A 21,775-nucleotide genomic window follows, 5' to 3' on the forward strand; every position below is an offset into this window, starting at 1 on the left:
TCGGAGGGTCGTCCATCGTGCGTCGAGTCTACCCTCTGCAGCCCGACCGGCCGCCTGTCGGGCGCTGCCGCGCGCGGTCCTCATCCGCCGACAGCTGGAGCCCCGCGGGGACCCGGTCACCAGCTGACGGGCAGCGCCTTGCCTTCCTCGTACCCGGCCGCCGACTGCAGCCCGACGAGCGCCCGCTCGTGGAACTCGGGGACCGATGCGGCGCCGGCGTAGGTGAACGAGGACCGAACGCCGGAGGTGATCATGTCGATGAGGTCCTCAAGGCCTGGCCGCTGCGGGTCGAGGTAGATCTTCGAGGACGAGATCCCCTCCGCGAACAGTTCCTTCCGGGCGCGCTCGTAGGCGTCGAGGCGACCGAAACGAGCCTGTACGGCCTTTGTGGAGGCCATCCCCCACGATTCCTTGTACAGGCGGCCGGCGGAGTCGCGCTGGAGGGAGCCGGGAGCCTCGATCGTTCCCGCGAACCAGGAGCCGATCATGACGGATGCCGCACCTGCCGCGAGCGCCAACGCCACGTCGCGGGGGTAGCGCACGCCACCGTCTGCCCACACGTGGGCGCCCGCTGCGCGCGCGGCCAGCGCCGTCTCGTGGACGGCAGAGAATTGGGGACGGCCGACGGCGGTCATCATCCGCGTCGTGCACATCGCCCCGGGCCCGACACCGACCTTGATGATGTCGGCTCCGGCGGCGACGAGGTCGTCGACACCGGCGCTCGTGACCACGTTGCCGGCCACGAGCGGTACCCGTAGATCGAGCGCCGACACGGTGCGCAGAGCCTCCAGCATCCCCTCCTGGTGCCCGTGGGCGGTGTCGAGCACGAGCACGTCGACGCCTGCCGCCACGAGAGCTCTCGCCTTGCCCGCGACGTCGCCGTTGATCCCGACCGCGGCAGCCACGATCAAGCGTCCGTCCCGGTCAACGGCCGGCTGGTAGAGCGTGGCACGCAGCGCGCTGCGGCGCGACAGCGTGCCGACCACCAGTCCGTGATGGATGACGCAGACGATCTCGGCCTCGGCGGCGACGATCACATCGAACGCGTGCCGGGCGGATTCGATGTCATCTGCATCGATCGACGCGGGCCTGCCTCGCGCGAGGTCGCCCAGTCGCGCATCCGGGAGAGCCGAGCCGAGCCGGATGGCGGAGACGATGCCCCGCACATCATCGATCATGAGGCGGTCCGCGGAATCGGCGACGATCACGCCGTACCCCTCTGTCGGGGGAAGCAGCGTCGCCGCTTCAGCGACGGTGGCATCGGGCGGGAGCACCAGCGGGGTGTCCCACGCGACCGGCTGCTCCTTGACCCATCGGATCGCGGCGTCGAGGTCCTGCAACGGCAGGTCCTGCGGGAGGACGCCCAGACCGCCGCGGCGCGCGAGCGTCGCGGCAAGACGCGCGCCCGTCACGGAGTTCATGTTCGCCGACACGAGGGGCACGGTGGCCGCCGTCCCATCCTGCGGGGAGAGATCGACCTCCAGCCGGCTTCCCACGCCCGAGCGATGGGGCACGAGGAAGACGTCCGAATACGTCAGATCGAAAGCCGGTGTTTCACCGTAGAACTCCATGTGCGCCAAGCGTACCGGTCGCTCCTGTCAGCGAAATCGTGACGAATTCGCCGCGGGGGTGTGGCTCCGGATGGCCTGCCGGGGCACCGGGACGGACTACGCTGGGATGTTGAATGGCGCGGGCGCGAGGACGATGATCCGCGACGACAATCGTGACGAAAGCGGGCGATCTAACGTGTCGAGTCAGGTGACCGGCGTCGGAGTGTCGAACGAAAGCGAGTTCGGGGCTAACGAGTGGCTCGTGGAAGAGCTCTACGAGCAATTCCGCAAGGACCGCAACTCCGTAGACAAGGCGTGGTGGCCGGTTCTCGAGGCCTACCACTCGGCATCCGACACCGACGCGGCATCCGACGGCGCTGCGAAGACATCGTCGACGGATGGCGGCACGGACGCGAAGCCGCAGACCAGCGACGCGCACCCCGTCACCGCCCCCCTCCCGGTCATCGGCTCCCAGCCCGTCGCGCGCACGACCGCGCGTCCTGCCTCCGCGCAGCCGATCCCGGCTCAGGCGCCGGACACGACGCGTCCGACCTCCAACGAGGCGCCGTCGGAAGACAAGGTCACCGTCCTCAAGGGGATGCCCAAGACCCTCGCGGCGAACATGGACGAGTCGCTCACCGTCCCGACCGCGACGAGCGTCCGCACCGTCCCGGCCAAGCTCATGATCGACAACCGGATCGTGATCAACAACCACATGGCCCGCACTCGCGGCGGCAAGGTCAGCTTCACGCACCTGATCGGCTGGGCCATCATCCGGGCACTGACGGAATTCCCGAGCCAGAACGTCTTCTACGCCGAGATCGACGGAAAGCCCTCGGTGGTCGCTCCGGCGCACGTGAACCTGGGAATCGCGATCGATCTGCCCAAGCCCGATGGCACACGGGCGCTGCTCGTGCCGAGCATCAAGCACGCCGACACCCTCACCTTCGCCGAATACCTGGCGGCTTACGAGGACCTCGTCTCGCGCGCCCGCAAGAACAAGCTCACCGCGGCCGACTTCCAGAACACGACGATCTCGCTGACCAACCCGGGCGGGATCGGTACGGTGCACTCGGTCCCGCGCCTCATGAAGGGCCAGGGCTGCATCGTCGGCGCCGGTGCGCTGGAGTATCCCGCGGAGTTCCAGGGCGCGAGCGAGAAGACCCTCAACGAGCTCGCGATCGGCAAGACCATCACCCTCACGAGCACCTACGACCACCGTGTCATTCAGGGTGCCGGCTCCGGCGAGTTCCTCAAGAAGGTCCACGAGCTGCTGATCGGTGAGCGCCGCTTCTACGAGGACATCTTCGCCGAGCTGCGGATCCCCTACGCTCCCATCCGCTGGAACTCCGACATCAACGTCGACGTCGCGGAGCGGATCGACAAGACCGCTCGTGTGCAGGAGCTGATCAACAGCTACCGCGTCCGCGGCCACCTGATGGCCGACATCGACCCCCTCGAGTACAAGCAGCGCACGCACCCGGACCTCGAGATCGAGTCGCACGGTCTGACCTTCTGGGACCTGGACCGCGAGTTCGTCACGAACGGTTTCGGCGGGAAGCGCACCATGAAGCTGCGCGAGGTCCTCGGCGTGCTGCGCGACTCGTACTGCCGCACGATCGGCATCGAGTACATGCACATCCAGGATCCCGAGCAGCGCGCGTGGTTCCAGCAGAACCTCGAGGTCAAGTACACCAAGCCCGGCCATGACGAGCAGCTGCGCATCCTGAGCAAGCTCAACGAAGCCGAGGCCTTCGAGACGTTCCTGCAGACCAAGTACGTCGGGCAGAAGCGATTCAGTCTGGAAGGCGGCGAGTCCCTCATCCCGCTGCTGGACGAAATCCTCCAGGGCGCGGCTGAGTCGGGACTCGACGGCGCCACGATCGGTATGGCGCACCGCGGGCGACTGAACGTCCTGACGAACGTCGCCGGCAAGACCTATGGGCAGGTGTTCCGAGAGTTCGAAGGGCGCGTCGCCATCGGCTCCAAGCGCGGCTCCGGCGACGTGAAGTACCACCTGGGCACCGAGGGAACGTTCGTCGCCGAGGGCGGGGAAGAGCTCCCGGTGTACCTTGCGGCGAACCCGTCGCACCTCGAAACCGTCGACGGTGTGCTCGAGGGCATCACGCGCGCCAAGCAGGATCGTCTGCCGCTCGGATCGTTCTCCTGGCTGCCGATCCTGATCCACGGCGACGCCGCGTTCGCCGGCCAGGGCGTCGTGGTCGAGACCCTTCAGATGTCGCAGTTGCGGGCGTATCGAACGGGCGGCACGGTTCACGTCGTGGTCAACAACCAGGTCGGGTTCACGACGCTGCCGCAGGACGCGCGCACGTCGGTCTACGCCACCGACGTCGCCAAGACGATCCAGGCTCCGATCCTCCACGTGAACGGCGACGACCCCGAAGCGGTCGTCCGCGTGGCTCAGGTGGCTTTCGCCTATCGTGAGCGGTTCCATCGCGACGTCGTCATCGACCTCGTCGTGTATCGCCGCCGCGGCCACAACGAGGGTGATGACCCCTCGATGACGCAGCCGCTGATGACCAACCTCATCGAGGCGAAGCGTTCCGTGCGACGTCTGTACACCGAGTCCCTCGTCGGTCGCGGTGACATCACAGAAGAACAGTACGAACAGGCCAAGAAGGACTTCCAGGATCGCCTGGAGCAGGCGTTCGCCGAAACGCACGCCGCCGAGACCGGATCGACGCAGGTCGCGAGCGCGCCGGCGACCGGCCCGATCGACACGATCGGGGAGCCCGAGACGACGGGTGTGTCGCGCGATGTCGTCCAGCTCATCGGAGACGCCTTCGTCAACAAGCCTGACGGCTTCACGGTGCACCAGAAGTTGCAGCAGCTGCTGGACAAGCGACAGGACATGAGCCGCAACGGTGCCATCGACTGGGCGTTCGGCGAGCTGCTCGCGTTCGGCTCCCTCCTCGTGGAGGGGACCAACGTGCGGATGGTCGGGCAGGACTCGCGACGGGGCACGTTCGTGCAGCGCCATGCCGTGTTCCATGACCGCGCGAACGGGCAGGAATGGCTCCCGTTGGTGAACCTGTCGCAGTCCCAGGGGCGCTTCTGGATCTACGATTCGCTGCTCAGCGAGTACGCGGCCATGGCTTTCGAATACGGTTACTCGGTCGAGCGGTCCGACACCCTCGTGCTCTGGGAAGCCCAGTTCGGCGACTTCGCCAATGGTGCCCAGTCCGTGATCGACGAGTTCATCTCGTCCGCCGACCAGAAGTGGGGACAGCAATCGAGCGTGGTGCTGTTGCTGCCCCACGGCTATGAGGGTCAGGGGCCCGATCACTCCTCGGCGCGCATCGAGCGGTACCTGCAGATGTGCGCCCAGGACAACATGACAGTTGCGCGGCCGTCGACGCCCGCTTCCTACTTCCATCTGCTGCGCCGGCAGGCCTACGCACGTCCCCGACGCCCGCTCATCGTCTTCACGCCGAAGGCGATGCTGCGCCTGCGCGGCGCGACGAGTTCTGTGGAGGACTTCGTGAGCGGCCGGTTCCAGCCGGTGCTCGACGATGACCGCGGGATCGACAAGAGCGCGGTCAAGCGCGTCCTCCTGCACGCGGGCAAGATCCACTGGGATCTGAAGTCCGAGCTCGAGAAGAACCCGAACCCCGAGATCGCGCTGGTGCGGATGGAGCAGTTCTATCCGGCACCTGTCGACGAGCTCAACCGCGTCATCGACGAGTATCCCCATGCCGAGCTGGTGTGGGTACAGGATGAGCCCGAGAACCAGGGCGCGTGGCCGTTCATCGCTCTGGAGGTCGTCAAGCACCTCCACGGGCGAACGATCAGCCGCGTGTCGCGGGCGGCCGCCGCATCGACGGCGACCGGATCCCCCAAGGTCCACGCGGCAGAGCAGGCAGAGATCATCCAGAAGGCGCTCACTCTCTGAACGTCACCGTACTGGTCAACCCGGCGGCCCGAGCCGGGACGGGCAGCGCGATAGCAACCAGGGCGGCGAATCGGCTGCGTGAGCACGGCATCCGCACGACCCTGATCAGTGGCGGGAGCGCTGCGGAGTCGACGACGCTGCTTCGCGAGGCCGTGCGCTATGGAACGGATGCCGTGGCCGTCGCGGGCGGGGACGGCACCGTGGCCCTGGCTCTGCAGGTGCTGGCGCAGACGGGGACGCCGCTGGGCATCATCCCCGCAGGGACGGGAAACGACATCGCCGAGATGCTGGGATTACGCGAACTGCGCGCCGACGACGCCGCGGACGCCATCGCCGGGGGCCAGACTCGGGATATCGACCTTGCCCGTGTCCGACGGGATGGGCAGCCCCCCGTGTTCTTCGCTTCCGTCCTCGCGAGCGGGTTCGACTCGCGGGTCAACGATCGCGCCAACCGGATGCGGTGGCCACGCGGGTCCTCCCGGTACACGATCGCGATCCTGCGCGAGCTCGTGGCGCTGCGACGCATCGCCTACGAGGTGGAGCTGACGGATGCCGACGGCACGCTCACACGGTTCGATGGACCGCTTCTGATGGCCGCGGTGGCCAACGGAACGAGCTACGGTGGCGGCGTGCGCATCGCCCCGGGGGCCGATCCCGCGGACGGGGAGCTCGATGTCGTGCTCGTTCGCCCCACCCGGCGAGCACGGTTCCTCCGCCTTCTCCCCCGGGTGTACCGGGGCACTCACGGCAACGTCCCAGAGGTCGGCATGCACCGAGCGAGGCGGGTGACCCTGCGGGCTACCGGCGTCACGGCATACGCGGACGGCGACCCGATCGGGCCGCTCCCGGTGACGATCGATGTGGTCCCGCGGGCGCTTCGCGTGTTCGCGCCTTCCCCCGGCTCCGTCCCGTAGGGTGCGCTAGGTCGAGGGCGACGACTTGGTGGCAAGCTCCGTGTCGTGGACGGCTTGCACGGCGCGCAGCTTCGCCATGACCTGGTCGCGCAACTCCTCGGGCGCCGTCTCCTTGCACGCGCGCGCCACCGCTTCGGTGAGCGTGGTCGCCACCAGCGCCTCCTCGCGGCACGCGGGGCAATGCTCCAGATGCTCGCGGATGTCGGCGTGCTCGGTCTTGCACACCTCGTTGCGCAGGTACTCCTCCAAGTCCCGCGTGGCTTTTGCGCAGCCGCAATCGGTCATGTCGCACTCCTCGGGGCGACCGAGATCCCGCGCTCGGTCGCATATTCGGCCAGCAGCTCCCGCAGCATCCGCCTGCCACGGTGCAGGCGACTCATCACGGTGCCGATGGGGGTCTTCATGATGTCGGCGATCTCCTGGTACGCAAAGCCCTCGACGTCGGCGAGGTACACCGCCAGCCGGAAATCCTCGGGAATCGACTGCAGCGCGTCCTTCACGACGGATGCCGGCATGTGGTCGATCGCCTCCGCCTCGGCCGAACGCGTCCGCGTGGAGGTCGTCGACTCGGCTCCGCCGAGCTGCCAATCCTCGAGGTCCTCGATGGCGCTTTGGTAGGGCTCCCGCTGCTTCTTGCGGTACGTGTTGATGTACGCGTTCGTGAGGATGCGGTACAGCCACGCCTTCAGGTTCGTGCCCTGCGTGAAGCTCGACCACGACGCGTATGCCTTGACGAACGTCTCCTGGACGAGGTCGGCGGCATCCGCGGGATTGCGCGTCATCCGCATCGCGGCGGCGTACAGCTGGTCCATGAACGGCAGAGCCTGCTCTTCGAACTGCGCGCGCGTGTCTGCCTGATCAGTCATCACGCGCCAGTCTACGTCCGGCGCTACAGCGATCGTCATCGGGCTCCTTCCGTCCCTCGTTAGGCTAGAAACCGATGAGCGGCGACGAATATTCCCCCCGGACCGGTTCTGCACAGCCAGGCTGGCCGGCCCCACGCGCGGAGGGCGGCCTCGCCGCGCGTCTTGCGGTCCCGGGGTCCAAGTCGCTGACCAATCGAGAACTGATCCTCGCGGCGATCGCGGACGGCCCGAGCACTATCCACGCGCCGCTGCACTCCGACGATTCAGTGCGCATGGTCGCGGCTCTCACCGGCCTGGGCGTGCAGATCGAGTCGGTGGACGGCGACAGCCTCTTCGGTCCCGACCTCCTGGTCACTCCCCCGAGCGGGTCAGGCTCGGTCGGCGCCGCGTCGTCCGGGCTGCGAGGTGCGACGATCGACTGCGGCCAGGCCGGAACCGTCATGAGGTTCATCGCCGGGATCGCGGGGCTCGCGGACGGCGATGTCACCCTCACGGCGCACGAGAGCGCGCTGCACCGCCCCATGGGCGCCATGATCACGGCGCTGCGCGACGTCGGTGTCGACGTCGACGACGAAGGGCGGTGGGCCCTGCCCTTCCTGGTCCGCGGCCGCGGGCACATCCGCGGCGGCGAGGTCGTCATCGACGCGAGCGCGTCGAGCCAATTCGTCTCGGGCATGCTGCTGGCCGCCCCCCGGTTCGATACGGGGCTGCACCTCATCCACTCGGGGTCCCGACTGCCGAGCCTTCCGCACATCGACATGACGATCGAGTGCCTCGCCCACCGAGGGGTGCACGTCGAACGCCCCTCGCCGCGCGAGTGGATCGTGCCTCCGCACCCCCCGCGCGCGAAGAACGTGACGATCGAGCCGGACCTGTCCAATGCGGCGCCCTTCCTCGCGGCCGCCATGGTCACGGGAGGCACGGTGACCGTGACGGGGTGGCCTGCCCACTCCACGCAGCCGGGTGCGATGCTCGCGACGATCCTGCACGAGATGGGAGCACGGGTCGCGCGCCGAGGCGGGGCGTTGACCGTGTCGGGCGGACGCGGCATCCGGGGCATCGACATCGACCTGTCCGCCGCAAGCGAGCTGACCCCGACCATCGTGGGCCTTGCCGCCTTCGCATCCGACCCCACGACGATCACGGGGGTCGGGCACATCCGAGGTCACGAGACAGACCGGATCGCCGCTCTCGTGGGCAACCTGCGGGCCCTGGGAGGGGCCGCAGAGGAGCTCGAGGACGGGCTCCGGGTGCTGCCGCAACCTCTTCACGGCGGGGTATGGCGAGCGTTCCACGATCACCGCATTGCCACGACCGGCGCGCTCATCGGACTGGTCGTCGACGGCGTCGTCGTCGACGACATCGGCACGACGGCCAAGACGATGCCGCAGTTCCCCGAACTGTGGCACACGATGCTCGAGGGGAACGCCGCGGAGTGAGTTGGCTGGGGGACGTCGACGACGACGATGAACTCGGTGTGGACGAGAGCGACATCCGCGTCCGCCCGAACCCCAAGGCGAACCGTCCGCGCACCAAGCGCCGCCCCCGTCACGCCGACGCGCAGATCGCGCGTGTCCTGGGCGTGGACCGAGGACGCTACACGGTCCTGGTCGGCGAGGACACGCCTGACGAACGCCAGGTGATCGCCGCCCGCGCGCGGGAACTGCACCGCACCGCGATCGTCACCGGCGACCGAGTCCGTGTCGTCGGAGACACCTCGGGGAACGAGGGGACCCTCGGCCGCATCGTCGGGATCGAGCCGCGCACGTCGCTGCTGCGCCGCAGCGCCGATGACACCGATCAGGTCGAGCGGGTCATCGTCGCCAACGCCGACCAGATGCTCATCGTGATCGCGGCAGCCGACCCCGAACCGCGCCCTCGACTGGTGGATCGGTACCTCGTGGCTGCGCTCGATGCCGGCATCCGCCCGCTCATGGTCATCACCAAGACCGATCTCTCCGACCCGTCGGCGTTCCTGTCGCACTTCACCGGTCTCGACCTCGAGGTGTTCACCAGCGCCCGCGACGACATGCCCGTCGACAGGATCGGTGCGGCGCTCGTGGGCCATACCACGGTGTTCGTGGGCCACTCGGGCGTCGGCAAGTCGACACTGGTCAACGCGCTGGTCACCGGAGCGGATCGGGCCACCGGGTATGTCAACGAGGTCACCGGCCGCGGTCGCCACACCTCAAGCTCCACCGTCTCGCTGCGCTACGAGGCGCCCGAGGGGACGGGCTGGGTGGTCGACACCCCGGGGGTGCGGTCGTTCGGGCTCGGTCACGTGAACCCCGACAACATCCTGCGCGCGTTCACCGATCTCGCAGAGATCGCCAGAGAGTGCCCTCGCGGGTGCACGCACCTCCCGGATGCTCCCGACTGCGCGATCGTCGAGGCCGTCGCCGAGGGCCGGTTGGGGCCGGGAGGACCGGCACGGCTGGATTCGCTGCAACGACTCCTGGCGACGTTCTCGGATCGCCCCGGACACCCCTAGACCCGAGCCGCCGAGAGAGGACGCGCACCTCTAGGCTGGAGGCATGACCGTTCGTCTCGAGCCCGGCGCCGAAGCCCCCGATTTCACCCTCGTGAACCAGGACGAGAAGGATGTCTCGCTCCACGACCTCCGCGGGCAGGGCGTCATTCTGTTCTTCTACCCGCAGGCGATGACCCCCGGGTGCACGACGGAGGCCTGCGACTTCCGCGACAGCGTGGAGCCGCTGCGCAGCGCCGGCTACATCGTGCTCGGCATCTCCCGGGATGCGCCCGCCAAACTGCGTGCGTTCCGGGAGCGCGACGCGCTCCCCTACGACCTGTTGAGCGACCCCGACCGCGCCGTTCACGAGGCGTACGGGGCGTGGGGGGAGAAGACGATGTACGGCAAGGCCACGGAGGGTGTGTTGCGCTCGACGTTCGTGCTCGACGCGGACGGTGTCGTCACCCACGCGCTCTACAACGTGAAGGCCAGCGGGCACGTCGCCCGGATCCGCGGCCTGCTGGGGGTCTGAGGCCAGACCCCTCGCTTAGCGCGACGCGTCCCGACCACCGTCATCGGTGTTCGGAGTCGCGCTTCGCGACGACCCCCGGACCGCCACCACCAAGAGGACGAGGGCCAGAACGGCCGGGATCGCGATCACGAGCCCGGTCAACGGATGCGCATACTGCCCGGTGGCCGCGCCGAGCGCGACCGCGAGAATCAGCAGCTGCGTCACGATCGCTCCCGAACGCCCCCACGATGCGCCCTGCCAGGTCACAACGCCGAACACGGCGACGATCGCCGCTCCGGCGATCGTGAGGACCAACAGCGCGATGGCGCTGTCGAACGCTGTCGTGTCACCGGCGGCAAGGGCGATGATCTGCCACACGCCGAGCGCGAGGAGGCCTGCTGCTTCGATCGCCACGATCAGTCCCGCCGCTCGAGCGGCGACCACAGTGCGCATCGCGAACCTCCCGGGCTTTCGGCCGACGCCAGACCTTTTGCATCCCACTCACCACTCAACCCTTGATTCGGGTGAACGGCTGTGGGACGATTGGTAAAGCCGTGTGCTCCCACAAGGTCGTGGGACGAGACATCACTCGTACACCTCCCCAGAGTATCCGACCGCCCGGTGGTCCGATGCTCATTTCCCTCAAGGAGCACCCCTATGGACTGGCGCGACAAGGCCGCCTGCTTGACTGTCGATCCCGAGCTGTTCTTCCCCGTGGGAAACACGGGACCAGCCGTCGATCAGATCGAAAAGGCGAAATCCGTGTGCGCCCGGTGCACCGTCACCGAGATCTGCCTCCAGTACGCCCTGGAGTCCGGTCAGGACTCGGGCGTGTGGGGCGGACTCTCCGAGGACGAGCGCCGCGCACTCAAGCGCCGCGCAGCGCGCGCCCGGCGCGCCAGCTGACTCGCACGTCGCCCTGACGCGCTGACCGCGAGCACCGATGACCGGTGCCGCGTCGGATGATCGCGCTCAGTCGAGAGCGATGTAGCGAAGCGGGATGTCGATGGTGACTTCGGTACCGCTGCCCACGAGGGTGTGCCAGTCGATCGTCCCACCGAGCTCGCCCTGAATCAGAGTCCGGACGATCTGCGTGCCCAGCCCTCGGCCGACCTGCCCCTCCGGAAGCCCGACACCGTTGTCGCGCACGCGGACGAGGAGTCGTTCGGGATCCCGCTCGGCCTCGATCTCGACATCGCCTTCCTTGCCGGCCAAGCCGTGCTCGACGGCATTGGTCACCAGTTCCGTGAGAGCGAGCGCAAGCGGCGTCGCGTACTCACTCGGCAGCGTGCCGAACCGACCGACGGAGCGCGTGCGCGCGCGGGTGGTCGGTGCCGCGGCGACCTCGGCTACCAGCTTGAGCACCCGGTCGAAGACGTCGTCGAAGTCGACTCGCTGCGTCAGGCCCTCGGAGAGCGTGTCGTGGACGACCGCGATGGCCGACACCCGGCGCATCGCTTGAGTGAGCGCCTCCCTCGCTTCCTCGGTGTGCGAACGCCGCGCCTGGATGCGCAACAGCGACGCGACAGTCTGGAGGTTGTTCTTGACCCGGTGATGGATCTCGCGGATTGTCGCGTCCTTGGTGATCAGCTCCTGCTCCTGGTGTCGCAGCTCCGTCACGTCGCGGCACAACAGGATCGCACCGATGCGGATGCCGTGATCGCGCAGCGGGATCGTGCGCAGACTCACCGTCACCCCGCGCGCCTCGATGTCTGCTCGCCACGGTGCGCGGCCGGTCACCACGAGGGGAAGCGACTCATCGAACTGGCGCTTCTCGGGGAGGATCGCGGTCGTGACCTCCACGAGGGACTCGCCCTCGAGTTCGTCTTCAAAGCCCATGCGGTTGAACGCCGAGAGGGCGTTGGGGCTCGCGAACGTCACGGTCCCATCGACATCGAGCCGCACGAGTCCGTCCGAGGCGCGAGGGGCACCGCGCCGTGGCGCCGTCGGCGCGCTCAGGTCCGGAAAGTCGCCCGAGGCGACCATCCCGAACAGGTCGTCGGCGCACTCGTTGAAGGTGATCTGCTGGCGCGAGGGCGTACGGGTCTCACCGAGGTTGGTATGGCGGGTGAGAACGCCGAGCGTGGTGCGGCTCTCGCCGGTCCCGCGGACGATCGGCACCGCGCGGACGCGGGTGGGAGTCTCTTCGAACCAGTCGGGCGATGCCGAGTCGACGATCATCCCCGAGAAGAACGCTTCCCGGATCTGTGTGCGCCACTGCGGGCGGACCGGATCGCCGACGATGTCGCGATAGAAGAGGGTGGCCGCACCACTCGGGCGCGTGTGACCGACCGCGACGAAGGAATCATCGGCCGTCGGCACCCAGATCACGATGTCGGCGAAGGCGAGATCGGCAAGCAGCTGACCGTCTCCCGCGAGACGGTGGAGCCATTCGACATCCGCATCGGTGGAACGCCCCTGGGCATAGACGAGATCGCTGAGCGTCGACATCGTCTCAGCCTAAAGCCCCGACCGCATGCTCGAGCTACGCTGCGTTTCGAGAGTCGACGGTAAGCGCCTCTGCCGCAAAACGCCGCACGGCAGAGACGATCGGAGATCGACGTGCCACCTCGGCAATCGGTCGGGCCGCCAGAAGCGCGGCGTCCGCGGACCGCGGGTCCTGGGGGACGAACCAGACGTCGCGGATGCCTGCGAATCGGTCGAGGCTCCGCCGCACCTGACCGCGCGCGTCGATGCCCAGCGCGCCGGGACGAAGCCTGTTCGCGATGACCGCGATCGGCGTGGAGCCGACAGTCTCGCGCAGCTGCGCGTATCCCCGGACGAATCGACCGATGCCCACCGGGTCCGCGCCGGCAACGGCAACGACCAGATCCGCCTCCTGGAGCGCAGCGATCGTCGCGGCGTTGCGTCGATCGCCCGCGAGGTCGCTCACGATCTCCTCATCCCGATCCAGCGGCGCAGCCACGTCGACCACCGTGTCATCCACCCACTCCCGGCAGACCGCCAGGGCACGTCGGACCCGATCCTCACGCAGCTCCGGCCATCGAGACGGACGGTTGATGCCCGTCAGCACACGCGGTCCGCGTCCGACACGCAGCGCGATCCGTTCCAGTTCCGCGACATCCAGCGCGCCGCGCGTGACCTGGCGGCATGCGGCAGCGAACCCGGGCCCCTCGTCCGGCAACCCGAGCGTGATCGCCACGGATGGTGCGTGGGAATCGGCGTCGACGAGCGCTGCCGACCGGTCCCGGGCGAGGTGCACAGCCAGTTCGATCGCGATCGTCGAGCGTCCCGGCGACCCCGCCGGCCCCCACACGACGATGACGCGGCGCCCGCCGGGTGGCATGGGCGCCGCGGGAATCGGCGCACGCACGGCCTGCATCAACTCACGTCCAGAGACCCGCGGCGACATCAGAACGCCCAGTCCGAACGCCTGAGCCAGTCGAACGGATGCCTCCCCCTCCCCCACCGGGATGATCCGGATTCCCTCGCGATCGCACGCCATCACGACATCGCGGGTCAGCGTGTCGTGGCGGGAGGCGATGACCAGCAGCTCCGGTGAGCGGTCTGCGAGTTCGCGCATCCGACCCCGCGCTGCCATGAGGCCGGGAGCAGCCGGCGGGCGAGCCTCGGCATCCCATCCGAGACGGGACAGCTCGTCCGCGAGGCGTGCACCGTGGGGCTCGTCGAGAGCGATCACCGTCCTCATCGCTGCCCCGGCGCTGCGGGCACTACGGACAGTGCCGCCCCGTCCGCGATCGCGGCGAGCGCCGCCGCGACGTCGGCCCTCGGGATGACGAGTTCGACGGCGGCGGTCCCGCCCGCAAGCGGCGACTCGTCCCGGGTCACGCCGACCACCGTCGCGTCGGCCACGAGGATGCGCGGTGTGTCGTAGCGCGACTGGTCGAGGCGCGGCGCCGCCCACAACTCGACGGTCGAGCCGGCGACGACCGAACCGGGGACGTCGACTGCGCTGCGAACGACGACCGTCGTGGACTGGGCGCTCTCGTCCGAGACGAGGGCATCGGCGGGGACGAGCTCGCCCGCCGCGACCGTCCGTGTGGCCACGAGCCCCTCTTCGAGCTGATCGGCATGGAGGTAGGCGTCGGATGCCGCGCCCAGCGTGACCTCGACGACAGCGAGATCAGCGGCGTCGACCGGCTCACCCGGGACGATCGCGCGAGCGGCGACGTACATCGGCTGGGTCTGGCGCGCGGCCGAGACGACGATCCAGACACCTCCGACGGATGCCACGACCAGGACGATGCCGACCAGGAACCTCAGATCTGCCCAGGCGGGGCGCCGACTGCTGCGGGATTCGGAGACCATGCGAACCATGGTGGCCGAGCATCGCCCCCTGCCGCCGCGCTTATCCACAGCGCGCTCTAGAGCGCAGCCGTGTCCGAGCCCGGGGTCATAATGGGGACATGCCCCATCCCCCCGCTGCCGACGCGCGCCTGCTGACGCCCTCTCAGGTTGCCGAGGTGCTCGCTATCGACGTCGACGACGTGCTCGCTCTCGTGCTGGCCGGGCAGCTTCGCGGAATGCGCGTGGGTCAGAGTGGGCAGTGGCGGATCGACGAGAGCAGCGTCGATGCCTACCTCGACGATCAGGTTGAGCAGACGCGACGGATGGCGTTGTGGCACCAGTCACAGACCGCGAGTTTCCCGGAGCTGTGGGGAACCGGAGCGATCCGCAATCCCGACTGAGATCCGCTGCAGCGAATCAGAGCCCCGCGTCGTCCGCGGCCACGACCAGCTGGGTCACCGCCGCGAACGGGATCATCCGATAGCCGCTGACCGCCGACGGATGCCGCGCCGTGTCGAGATCGTGCACCGCCAGATCGAAGTGATCGGCACCGGCCCGATCCACGGTTCCGGTGACGACGGTGCCGGGGATGAGCTCCGCGAGCACCGGGACACGGCGCCGGGCGAGGTCGCGAACCACGAAGCCGAGATCGAGTCTGTCCCGCAGGGCTCCTCCGGCGCGACCGGCCGCGCTGCGCAGCAGGTCGGCGTGCGGCATCCGGAGGCTCACCACGGCGGAGAACGGAACGATGCTCACCGACGACGGGACGCGCTCCACCGCGAGCCAATCAGCGCCGACGGCGATCACCGGCCCCTCGATCCCGCTCCCGGCCGTGAGATCGGCACGCACGTGCGCGGTGACCTCCCGCAGGAGGAGGAGCCGGTCCCGCAGCGTCACGCGCGAGAGGCGCACCCGTTCTGACTCCGACGCGAGGGCGGCGCGTTCGGCCTCCCACTCCGCGGATGCCTGAGCTTCGAGGTCGTCGAACAGTCGGTCCCAACGCACTCGGCGAGCGTACGTCCTAGATGAGGAGTCGATGAGAAACTGTCCACAGCGACCCCCTCGCCCTCTTCTGGGAGTTCGCTGTGTGCTCTACTTCTCGACATCCTGTTTCCGGTCGAGAGTGAGATCTCATGGCGACGACGCAATCGAGCTTCGCACGCGCCTACCGCGCGGCAGACGAAGCGGCCGAGCTGACCCAGTACTTCGCGCCTCAGCGCACGAGCACCGCGGACCTCCCCGATCCCGACACGTTTCTGCGCAACATCTCCCGCGGCGTCCTGGAGATCTTCGCCGGTGTCCGCGAAGTGGACCAGCTCGCCAGGTGGCTGACCGAGGATGCCTATCGAAAGCTCGTCACGCGGGCGAACCTCGCCGCGCGTGCGCGAAGCGCCCGCGGTGTGCCGGCCAAACGCCCGGTCCACCAGATCGTGTCCGTTCGCCATTCTTCGCCGGCAGACGGCGTCGTGGAGGGCGTGGTCATCGTCCGCGGCCCGGCGCGGACCCGTGCGGTTGCTCTACGGCTCGAGGGCATGGACGGCCGGTGGCGGACGACGTCCCTCGCGCTGCTGTGAGGCCGTCGCAGATCCCGCCGTTCACCGCGGCGGTCACTGCCGATACGTCGACAGGAAGTTGCCGAGGCGCTCGATGGCTTCGGTGAGCACCCGCGACTCGGGGAGCGTCACGATTCGAACGTGATCCGGCGTGGGCCAGTTGAACCCGGTTCCCTGCACCAGCAGCACCTTCTCGGCCACGAGGAAGTCGTAGACCAGACGAGCATCATCGCGGATCTCGTACACGTTGGGGTCGAATCGCGGGAAGGCATACAGCGCGCCGTCCGGCTTGACGCAGCTGACGCCCGGGATCGACTCCAACGCCTCCCACGCGGCTTCGCGCTGCTCATGGAGCCGCCCGGTCGGAGCGATCAGCGCATCGATCGACTGCACGCCGGAGAGGGCCGCCTGTACCGCGTACTGGGCTGGCACATTGGGGCACAGCCTCGTCGATGCAAGCAGGGTGATTCCCTCCAGGAACCCGGCGGCGTGGTCTTTCGGCCCGGTGATCGCGAGCCATCCGGACCGATAGCCGGCCACCCGATAGGTCTTCGACAGGCCATTGAAGGTCAACACGAGCAGGTCGGGCGCGACCGCGGCCATCGGGATGTGGACCGCGTCGTCGAACAGGATGCGATCGTAGATCTCGTCGGCGAGCACGAGCAACGAGTGCTCCCGAGCGATGTCTGCGATCTGGTCGAGCACCTCGCGGGTATACACGGCGCCGGTGGGGTTGTTGGGGTTGATCACGACGATCGCTTTCGTCCGCTCCGTGACCTTGGAGCGGATGTCCTCGATGTCGGGCTGCCAGCCGTTCTGCTCGTCGCACAGATAGTGCACCGGCGTGCCGCCACCGAGACTTGTCATCGCGGTCCACAGCGGGTAGTCCGGAGCGGGGATCAAGACCTCGTCGCCCTCGTCCAGGAGCGCCTGCATCGTCATCGTGATGAGTTCGGAAACGCCGTTGCCGAGGTACACGTCATCCGGATCGAGTGTCGGGAAGCCGGGAACCTGCTCGTACCTGTACACCACGGCGAGCCGGGCGGACTTGATCCCGCGGCTATCGCTGTATCCGTGCGCTTCGGGAACAGCCTCGATCATGTCGCGCACGATCTGAAAAGGCGCCTCGAATCCGAATGCCGCGGGGTTTCCCGTATTCAGCTTGAGGATCCTGTGCCCCTCCGCCTCCAGACGGTCGGCTTCGACCAGAGCCTGCCCTCGGATCTCGTAGAGGACGTGCTTCAGCTTGCTCGACTGGTCCAGGGGCCGGGGGTGGGTCATCCGTTCAGAATAGTGCCGCACCTTCCCTGCCACCTGACCGGTCGTGGCCCGCCCGAACCTACTTCTTCTTGTCGGCCGCACGCCGCTGAGCGCGGTTCATCGGCTGGGGACGCGCGGGCTGCGCCGACGACTCGCCATCGGTCCGCTGCCCGAACGCGCCGCGCGCGGCCGGCGGGGCAGGGGCGACAGGTGCGGCGGGCACGGATGCGGCAGTCTGCCGCGCGCGGCTGGTCGCCGCCTGCTGCACCTGGCCGCGCTCATTGCGCACCTCGACCTCGCCGGCGTCGTTGGCCGCGGAGTACTGCAGTCGCTGCCCATCGACCGTGGGAGCGATCGACAGTCCCTTCGCCTCGACCTCCGCGGCGTGCTCGCCGTCGGCGCGACGCACCTCGACATCGAGGTTGTACAGGTACCCGACCGACTCCTCCTTGATCTGCCCCATCATCTGCTGGAACATCTGGTACCCCTCACGCTGATACTCGATCAGCGGATCCCGCTGCGCCATGGCGCGCAGGCCGATACCGTCCTTGAGGTAGTCCATTTCGTACAGGTGGTCACGCCAGCGGCGGTCGACGACCTGGAGCACGACGCGACGCTCGAGTTCGCGCATCGCGGCTTCCCCGAGGCTCTCCTCGCGCTTCTGGTAGGCGATCCGTGCATCCGAGATGAGCTCCCGCTTGAGAACCTCAGGCGTGACCTTGCCCTTGCTCCCGGACTCGGCGACCACCTCATCGATCGTGAGCGACACCGGGTAGAGGGTCTTCAGCTCGGTCCAGAGGGCATCGAAGTCCCAACTCTCCGTGTGCCCCGAACCGGTGTGGTCGTCGATCAGCGCGCTGATCGCATCCTCGATGAAGTGCTGGACCCGGTCGGCGATGTCATCACCCTCGAGGATATGGCGGCGGTCCGAGTAGATCGCCTCACGCTGACGGTTCAGCACGTCGTCGTACTTCAGCACGTTCTTGCGCAGCTCCGCGTTGCGAGCCTCGACCTGCGACTGGGCGCTCTTGATCGCGCGCGAGACCATTCCTGACTCAATCGCGACATCGTCGGGGAAGTTCGTGCGAGACAGGATCGCCTCGGCGGCTCCCGACTGGAACAGGCGCATGAGGTCGTCTGTGAGCGACAGGTAGAACCGGCTCTCGCCGGGGTCACCCTGGCGACCGGACCGACCGCGCAGCTGATTGTCGATGCGCCGAGACTCGTGCCGCTCGGTGCCCAGAACATACAGTCCGCCCGCCGCGACGACCTTCTCGGCCTCGGCCGAGACGCGCTCCCGCATGTCGTTGTAGACGGCGTCCCACTCGGCCTCGTACGCCTCGGGCGTCTCGACCGGGTCGAGTCCCTTCGCCTTCATCTCCTGAACGGCGAGGAACTCTGCGTTGCCGCCGAGCATGATGTCGGTACCGCGACCGGCCATGTTGGTCGCCACCGTCACCGCACCCAACCGGCCGGCGCGCGCGACGATCTCCGCCTCGCGCGCGTGGTTCTTCGCGTTCAGGACCTCGTGCTTGATCCCCTTCTTCGCGAGCAAGCGCGAGAGGTACTCGCTCTTTTCGACCGAGACCGTCCCGACCAGCACGGGCTGGCCGGCTTCGTGACGCTTGGCGATGTCCTCCACGACCTGCGCGAACTTGGCGGGCTCGTTCTTGTAGACAAGGTCCGCCTGATCCTTACGGATCATCGGCTTGTTGGTCGGGATCGAGACCACACCGAGCTGGTACGTCGACATGAACTCGGCCGCTTCGGTCTCGGCGGTACCGGTCATTCCCGAGAGCTTGTCGTACAGGCGGAAGTAGTTCTGCAGCGTCACGGTCGCAAGAGTCTGGTTCTCGGCCTTGACCGGGACCCCTTCCTTCGCCTCGATCGCCTGGTGGATGCCCTCGTTGTAGCGCCGGCCGACGAGGATTCGCCCCGTGTGCTCATCCACGATCATGACCTCGTCGTTCATCACGACGTAGTCGGTGTCGCGCTTGAACAGCGCAAGCGCCTTGATGGAATTGTTCAGGAACGAGATCAGCGGAGTGTTGACCGACTCGTACAGGTTGTCGATGCCGAGGTAGTCCTCGACCTTCTCGATCCCCGGCTCGAGGACGCCGATCGTGCGCTTCTTCTCGTCGACCTCGTAGTCGACACCCGGCTCAAGCGTGCGAGCGATCTTGGCGAACTCGGTGAACCAGCGGTTGGCCTCTCCCGCGGAAGGTCCGGAAATGATCAGCGGCGTGCGAGCCTCGTCGATGAGGATCGAGTCGACCTCGTCGACGATCGCGAAGAAGTGGCCGCGCTGAACGAGGTCTTCCTTGCGCCAGGCCATGTTGTCGCGCAGATAGTCGAAGCCGAACTCGTTGTTCGTGCCGTACGTGATGTCGGCGAGGTACTGCTCACGCCGGACCTCGGGCGTCTGCCCCGACACGATCGTGCCGGTGGTCATCCCGAGAGCGCGATAGACACGGCCCATCAGTTCGGCCTGATAGCCCGCGAGGAAGTCGTTGACGGTCACGACGTGCACGCCCTTGCCCGCAATCGCGTTCAGGTACGCGGGAAGGGTCGCCACCAGCGTCTTGCCTTCACCGGTCTTCATCTCGGCGATATTCCCGAGGTGGAGCGCCGCACCGCCCATGAGCTGCACGTCGTAGTGGCGCTGACCGATCGTGCGCTTGGCGGCCTCACGCACGGCAGCGAAAGCCTCGGGCATGAGCTTGTCGAGCGTCTCACCGGCTTCGTAGCGGGCACGGAACTCGACCGTTTCGTCTCGCAGTTCTTCGTCGGTCAGCTGCGAGTACTCGTCCTCGAGGGCGTTGACCGCCTTCGCGACCTGCTGCAGCCGTCGCAGCAACCGGCCTTCACCGGCGCGAAGGAGTTTCTCGAGAGGATTGGCCACGGAAAGCTCTCCATCTGTCAACGGCGGCACCCAGGGTGCCGACCCGGCGCGAACCGCGCTCGGACATACCGACTCATGTTACCGGGCCGTGACCTTGGCGTGGGCTGAGACCGTTCGCGAGCGGTGATATGCACTCAGCCCGAACTCGGCCGCGCGCTCCTAGGATCAAGACATGGCCGGATTCTGGGGACGACGCAAGCGCGAACAGGCGGAGACGGCTGAGCGGGATGCCGATCTCGCTCGGCGCGCGCAGAGCGCTCTGGTCGCGGCCGACGAGCACATCCGTCTCGCCGTCGACGAAGTGTCGTTCGCGGAGGCCGAACTCGGACCGAACGCCGTGAGCGATCTGCGCACCGCACTCGAGTCGGTACGCACCCACATGCAGGAGGCGTTCCACCTCCAGCAGCTCAATCACGACGAAATCCCGGATACGCCCGAGGAGCTCCGCACCCGCAACACGCGCATCATCCAGCTCTGCGAGTGGGCCGAGGACCTGCTCGAAGACCGGATGGCGGCCCTGGCCGAACCTATCGAACGCGCTCGCCGCGCCCCGGAGATCATCGCGCGCGTGCGTGCTGACGCGACCCGCATCCGTGCCCGGCTGCCCCACGCCCGCGAAACCGTCGAGCGGCTGGGTGCGAGGTATGCGCCGAGCGCTCTGGAGGGTGTCGCGGCCAACCCCGCCGAGGCTGAGCAGCTCCTGGGGTTTGCCGAGCACAGCGCCGCCGTCGCAGAGCGTCGCCGTGAAGCCGGTCAGCGAGAGCAGGCCAACCTGGCCTTGGAGGCGGCCACCGAAGCCGCCCGACGCGCGGAGACCCTCGTGGACGCCGTGGAGACCTTCGAGGTCGAGGCGCTGCGCGCGGAGTCGACCCTCGCGGCAATCATCGAGGACTCCCGAGCGGACCTAATCGCCGCTCGGAGTGCTCCCCAGGTGCCCGCCGTGGTCGACGCGATGTCAGCACTGCAGTCGGCCCTCGCCTCCCTCCCTGCAGCCGGTGTGAACACGGATCCGTTCGCGCACTTGACTCGGATGCGCGAGGCCAACGCGGCACTGGACGCCGCGGTCGCCGCCGCCCGCGAGCGGGCCGCCCGGCCGATCCCGGAGCTCGGCCACGTGCGCCACGCGATTGATGACGCCGACCGCCAGCTCGCGGTCGCGCGAGACGTGATCGCCGGTCACCGCGGGTGGATCGGCGCTGACGCGCGCACCCGCCTCGCGGAGGCCGAGCGAGTCAGAGCGGATCTCGACCGGGTGGTCGGAGGCGCGGCGGCCACCGTGTCGACGATCGCCGAGGATGATCGGGAACAGGCGATGGAGGTCGCTCGACGCGCCGCCCATCTGGCGAGCGAGGCACTTCGCTATGCGCAGCGGGACATCGATGCCTCCCGGCCCGCCGCCGGTCCCCCGCCCCAGTGGGGAGGCCCCATGGAGGGGTTCGGTCGCCGAGCCGGCGGGGGGTCGGACCTCGTGGGCGGCATCCTCGGAGGTCTCGTGATCGGCAGCATCCTGGACGGAATCTTCGACTGACACGCCGGATGCCGCGGGCGCCTGAGCCCGCGGCATCCG

Annotated in this window: 19 protein-coding genes; 9 read left to right on the forward strand and 10 right to left on the reverse strand. The window is 68.2% G+C overall.

Annotated features, from left to right (window positions below; all coding sequences use genetic code 11):
• Positions 1-116: 116 nt before the first annotated feature.
• Positions 117-1,571, reverse strand: coding sequence for a GMP reductase (gene guaB1 / locus AC3ENO_RS07575; RefSeq protein ID WP_434970030.1), 1,455 nt, complete (start codon positions 1,569-1,571; stop codon positions 117-119).
• A 175-nt stretch (positions 1,572-1,746) separates the two neighbouring features.
• Between guaB1 and AC3ENO_RS07580 the strand changes: the two genes are divergently transcribed.
• Positions 1,747-5,463, forward strand: a complete 3,717-nt coding sequence (locus tag AC3ENO_RS07580; protein WP_434970031.1) for a multifunctional oxoglutarate decarboxylase/oxoglutarate dehydrogenase thiamine pyrophosphate-binding subunit/dihydrolipoyllysine-residue succinyltransferase subunit — start codon at positions 1,747-1,749, stop codon at positions 5,461-5,463.
• 11 nt (positions 5,464-5,474) lie between these two features.
• Positions 5,475-6,377 carry a diacylglycerol kinase gene (locus AC3ENO_RS07585; RefSeq protein ID WP_434970097.1) on the forward strand — a complete coding sequence of 301 codons (903 nt, stop codon included), beginning with the start codon at positions 5,475-5,477 and terminating at the stop codon, positions 6,375-6,377.
• A gap of 6 nt (positions 6,378-6,383) precedes the next feature.
• Here AC3ENO_RS07585 and AC3ENO_RS07590 read toward each other — a convergent pair whose 3' ends face one another.
• Together AC3ENO_RS07590 and AC3ENO_RS07595 are read right to left on the reverse strand one after the other, a co-directional pair.
• On the reverse strand, positions 6,384-6,662 hold the full coding sequence (locus tag AC3ENO_RS07590; RefSeq protein ID WP_434970032.1) for a zf-HC2 domain-containing protein: 279 nt from the start codon (positions 6,660-6,662) through the stop codon (positions 6,384-6,386).
• Positions 6,659-7,282 (reverse strand): sigma-70 family RNA polymerase sigma factor, encoded by a 624-nt coding sequence (locus AC3ENO_RS07595; RefSeq protein ID WP_434970033.1) that lies wholly within the window; start codon positions 7,280-7,282, stop codon positions 6,659-6,661. Before AC3ENO_RS07595 ends, AC3ENO_RS07590 begins: the two co-directional genes overlap by 4 nt.
• 35 nt (positions 7,283-7,317) lie before the next feature.
• On the opposite strand from AC3ENO_RS07595, the gene aroA reads away from it, so the two are divergent.
• Genes aroA through bcp form a run of 3 tightly spaced genes read left to right on the forward strand, consistent with a single transcriptional unit; the run spans position 7,318 to position 10,245 of the window.
• Positions 7,318-8,682 (forward strand): 3-phosphoshikimate 1-carboxyvinyltransferase, encoded by a 1,365-nt coding sequence (aroA, locus tag AC3ENO_RS07600; RefSeq protein WP_434970034.1) that lies wholly within the window; start codon positions 7,318-7,320, stop codon positions 8,680-8,682.
• Positions 8,679-9,734 carry a ribosome small subunit-dependent GTPase A gene (rsgA, locus tag AC3ENO_RS07605; RefSeq protein WP_434970035.1) on the forward strand — a complete coding sequence of 352 codons (1,056 nt, stop codon included), beginning with the start codon at positions 8,679-8,681 and terminating at the stop codon, positions 9,732-9,734. Before aroA ends, rsgA begins: the two co-directional genes overlap by 4 nt.
• Positions 9,735-9,777: 43 nt before the next feature.
• The gene (gene bcp, locus AC3ENO_RS07610; RefSeq protein ID WP_434970036.1) at positions 9,778-10,245 is read left to right on the forward strand and encodes a thioredoxin-dependent thiol peroxidase; all 468 of its coding nucleotides are present in this window, start codon (positions 9,778-9,780) and stop codon (positions 10,243-10,245) included.
• 15 nt (positions 10,246-10,260) lie between these two features.
• On the opposite strand, the gene AC3ENO_RS07615 is transcribed toward bcp, so the two are convergent.
• Positions 10,261-10,677 (reverse strand): histidine kinase, encoded by a 417-nt coding sequence (locus tag AC3ENO_RS07615; protein ID WP_434970037.1) that lies wholly within the window; start codon positions 10,675-10,677, stop codon positions 10,261-10,263.
• 204 nt (positions 10,678-10,881) lie between these two features.
• Between AC3ENO_RS07615 and AC3ENO_RS07620 the strand changes: the two genes are divergently transcribed.
• Positions 10,882-11,130: a WhiB family transcriptional regulator gene (locus AC3ENO_RS07620; RefSeq protein ID WP_019182239.1), complete on the forward strand. Its 249-nt coding sequence runs from the start codon at positions 10,882-10,884 to the stop codon at positions 11,128-11,130.
• A 66-nt stretch (positions 11,131-11,196) separates the two neighbouring features.
• Here the strand turns inward: AC3ENO_RS07620 and AC3ENO_RS07625 are convergent, their stop codons facing one another.
• Genes AC3ENO_RS07625 through AC3ENO_RS07635 form a run of 3 tightly spaced genes read right to left on the reverse strand, consistent with a single transcriptional unit; the run spans position 11,197 to position 14,514 of the window.
• Positions 11,197-12,675 (reverse strand): sensor histidine kinase, encoded by a 1,479-nt coding sequence (locus tag AC3ENO_RS07625; RefSeq protein ID WP_434970038.1) that lies wholly within the window; start codon positions 12,673-12,675, stop codon positions 11,197-11,199.
• 34 nt (positions 12,676-12,709) lie between these two features.
• Positions 12,710-13,894 (reverse strand): CpaE/TadZ family protein, encoded by a 1,185-nt coding sequence (locus AC3ENO_RS07630; protein WP_434970039.1) that lies wholly within the window; start codon positions 13,892-13,894, stop codon positions 12,710-12,712.
• Positions 13,891-14,514 (reverse strand): SAF domain-containing protein, encoded by a 624-nt coding sequence (locus tag AC3ENO_RS07635; RefSeq protein WP_434970040.1) that lies wholly within the window; start codon positions 14,512-14,514, stop codon positions 13,891-13,893. Before AC3ENO_RS07635 ends, AC3ENO_RS07630 begins: the two co-directional genes overlap by 4 nt.
• A 98-nt stretch (positions 14,515-14,612) precedes the next feature.
• On the opposite strand from AC3ENO_RS07635, the gene AC3ENO_RS07640 reads away from it, so the two are divergent.
• Positions 14,613-14,894 carry a helix-turn-helix domain-containing protein gene (locus AC3ENO_RS07640; RefSeq protein WP_434970041.1) on the forward strand — a complete coding sequence of 94 codons (282 nt, stop codon included), beginning with the start codon at positions 14,613-14,615 and terminating at the stop codon, positions 14,892-14,894.
• A 16-nt stretch (positions 14,895-14,910) separates the two neighbouring features.
• On the opposite strand, the gene AC3ENO_RS07645 is transcribed toward AC3ENO_RS07640, so the two are convergent.
• Entirely contained in the window at positions 14,911-15,498 is a 588-nt protein-coding gene (locus AC3ENO_RS07645; protein WP_434970042.1) for a hypothetical protein, read from the reverse strand.
• 128 nt (positions 15,499-15,626) lie between these two features.
• On the opposite strand from AC3ENO_RS07645, the gene AC3ENO_RS07650 reads away from it, so the two are divergent.
• Positions 15,627-16,067 carry an Rv3235 family protein gene (locus tag AC3ENO_RS07650; protein ID WP_434970043.1) on the forward strand — a complete coding sequence of 147 codons (441 nt, stop codon included), beginning with the start codon at positions 15,627-15,629 and terminating at the stop codon, positions 16,065-16,067.
• A gap of 33 nt (positions 16,068-16,100) precedes the next feature.
• Here the strand turns inward: AC3ENO_RS07650 and AC3ENO_RS07655 are convergent, their stop codons facing one another.
• Together AC3ENO_RS07655 and secA are read right to left on the reverse strand one after the other, a co-directional pair.
• Positions 16,101-17,327: a pyridoxal phosphate-dependent aminotransferase gene (locus AC3ENO_RS07655; RefSeq protein WP_434970044.1), complete on the reverse strand. Its 1,227-nt coding sequence runs from the start codon at positions 17,325-17,327 to the stop codon at positions 16,101-16,103.
• A gap of 58 nt (positions 17,328-17,385) precedes the next feature.
• On the reverse strand, positions 17,386-20,208 hold the full coding sequence (gene secA / locus AC3ENO_RS07660) for a preprotein translocase subunit SecA (RefSeq protein WP_434970045.1): 2,823 nt from the start codon (positions 20,206-20,208) through the stop codon (positions 17,386-17,388).
• A 172-nt stretch (positions 20,209-20,380) separates the two neighbouring features.
• On the opposite strand from secA, the gene AC3ENO_RS07665 reads away from it, so the two are divergent.
• Positions 20,381-21,736, forward strand: coding sequence for a hypothetical protein (locus AC3ENO_RS07665; RefSeq protein ID WP_434970046.1), 1,356 nt, complete (start codon positions 20,381-20,383; stop codon positions 21,734-21,736).
• Positions 21,737-21,775: the final 39 nt, after the last annotated feature.

Source organism: Microbacterium sp. bgisy207 (assembly GCF_057706855.1).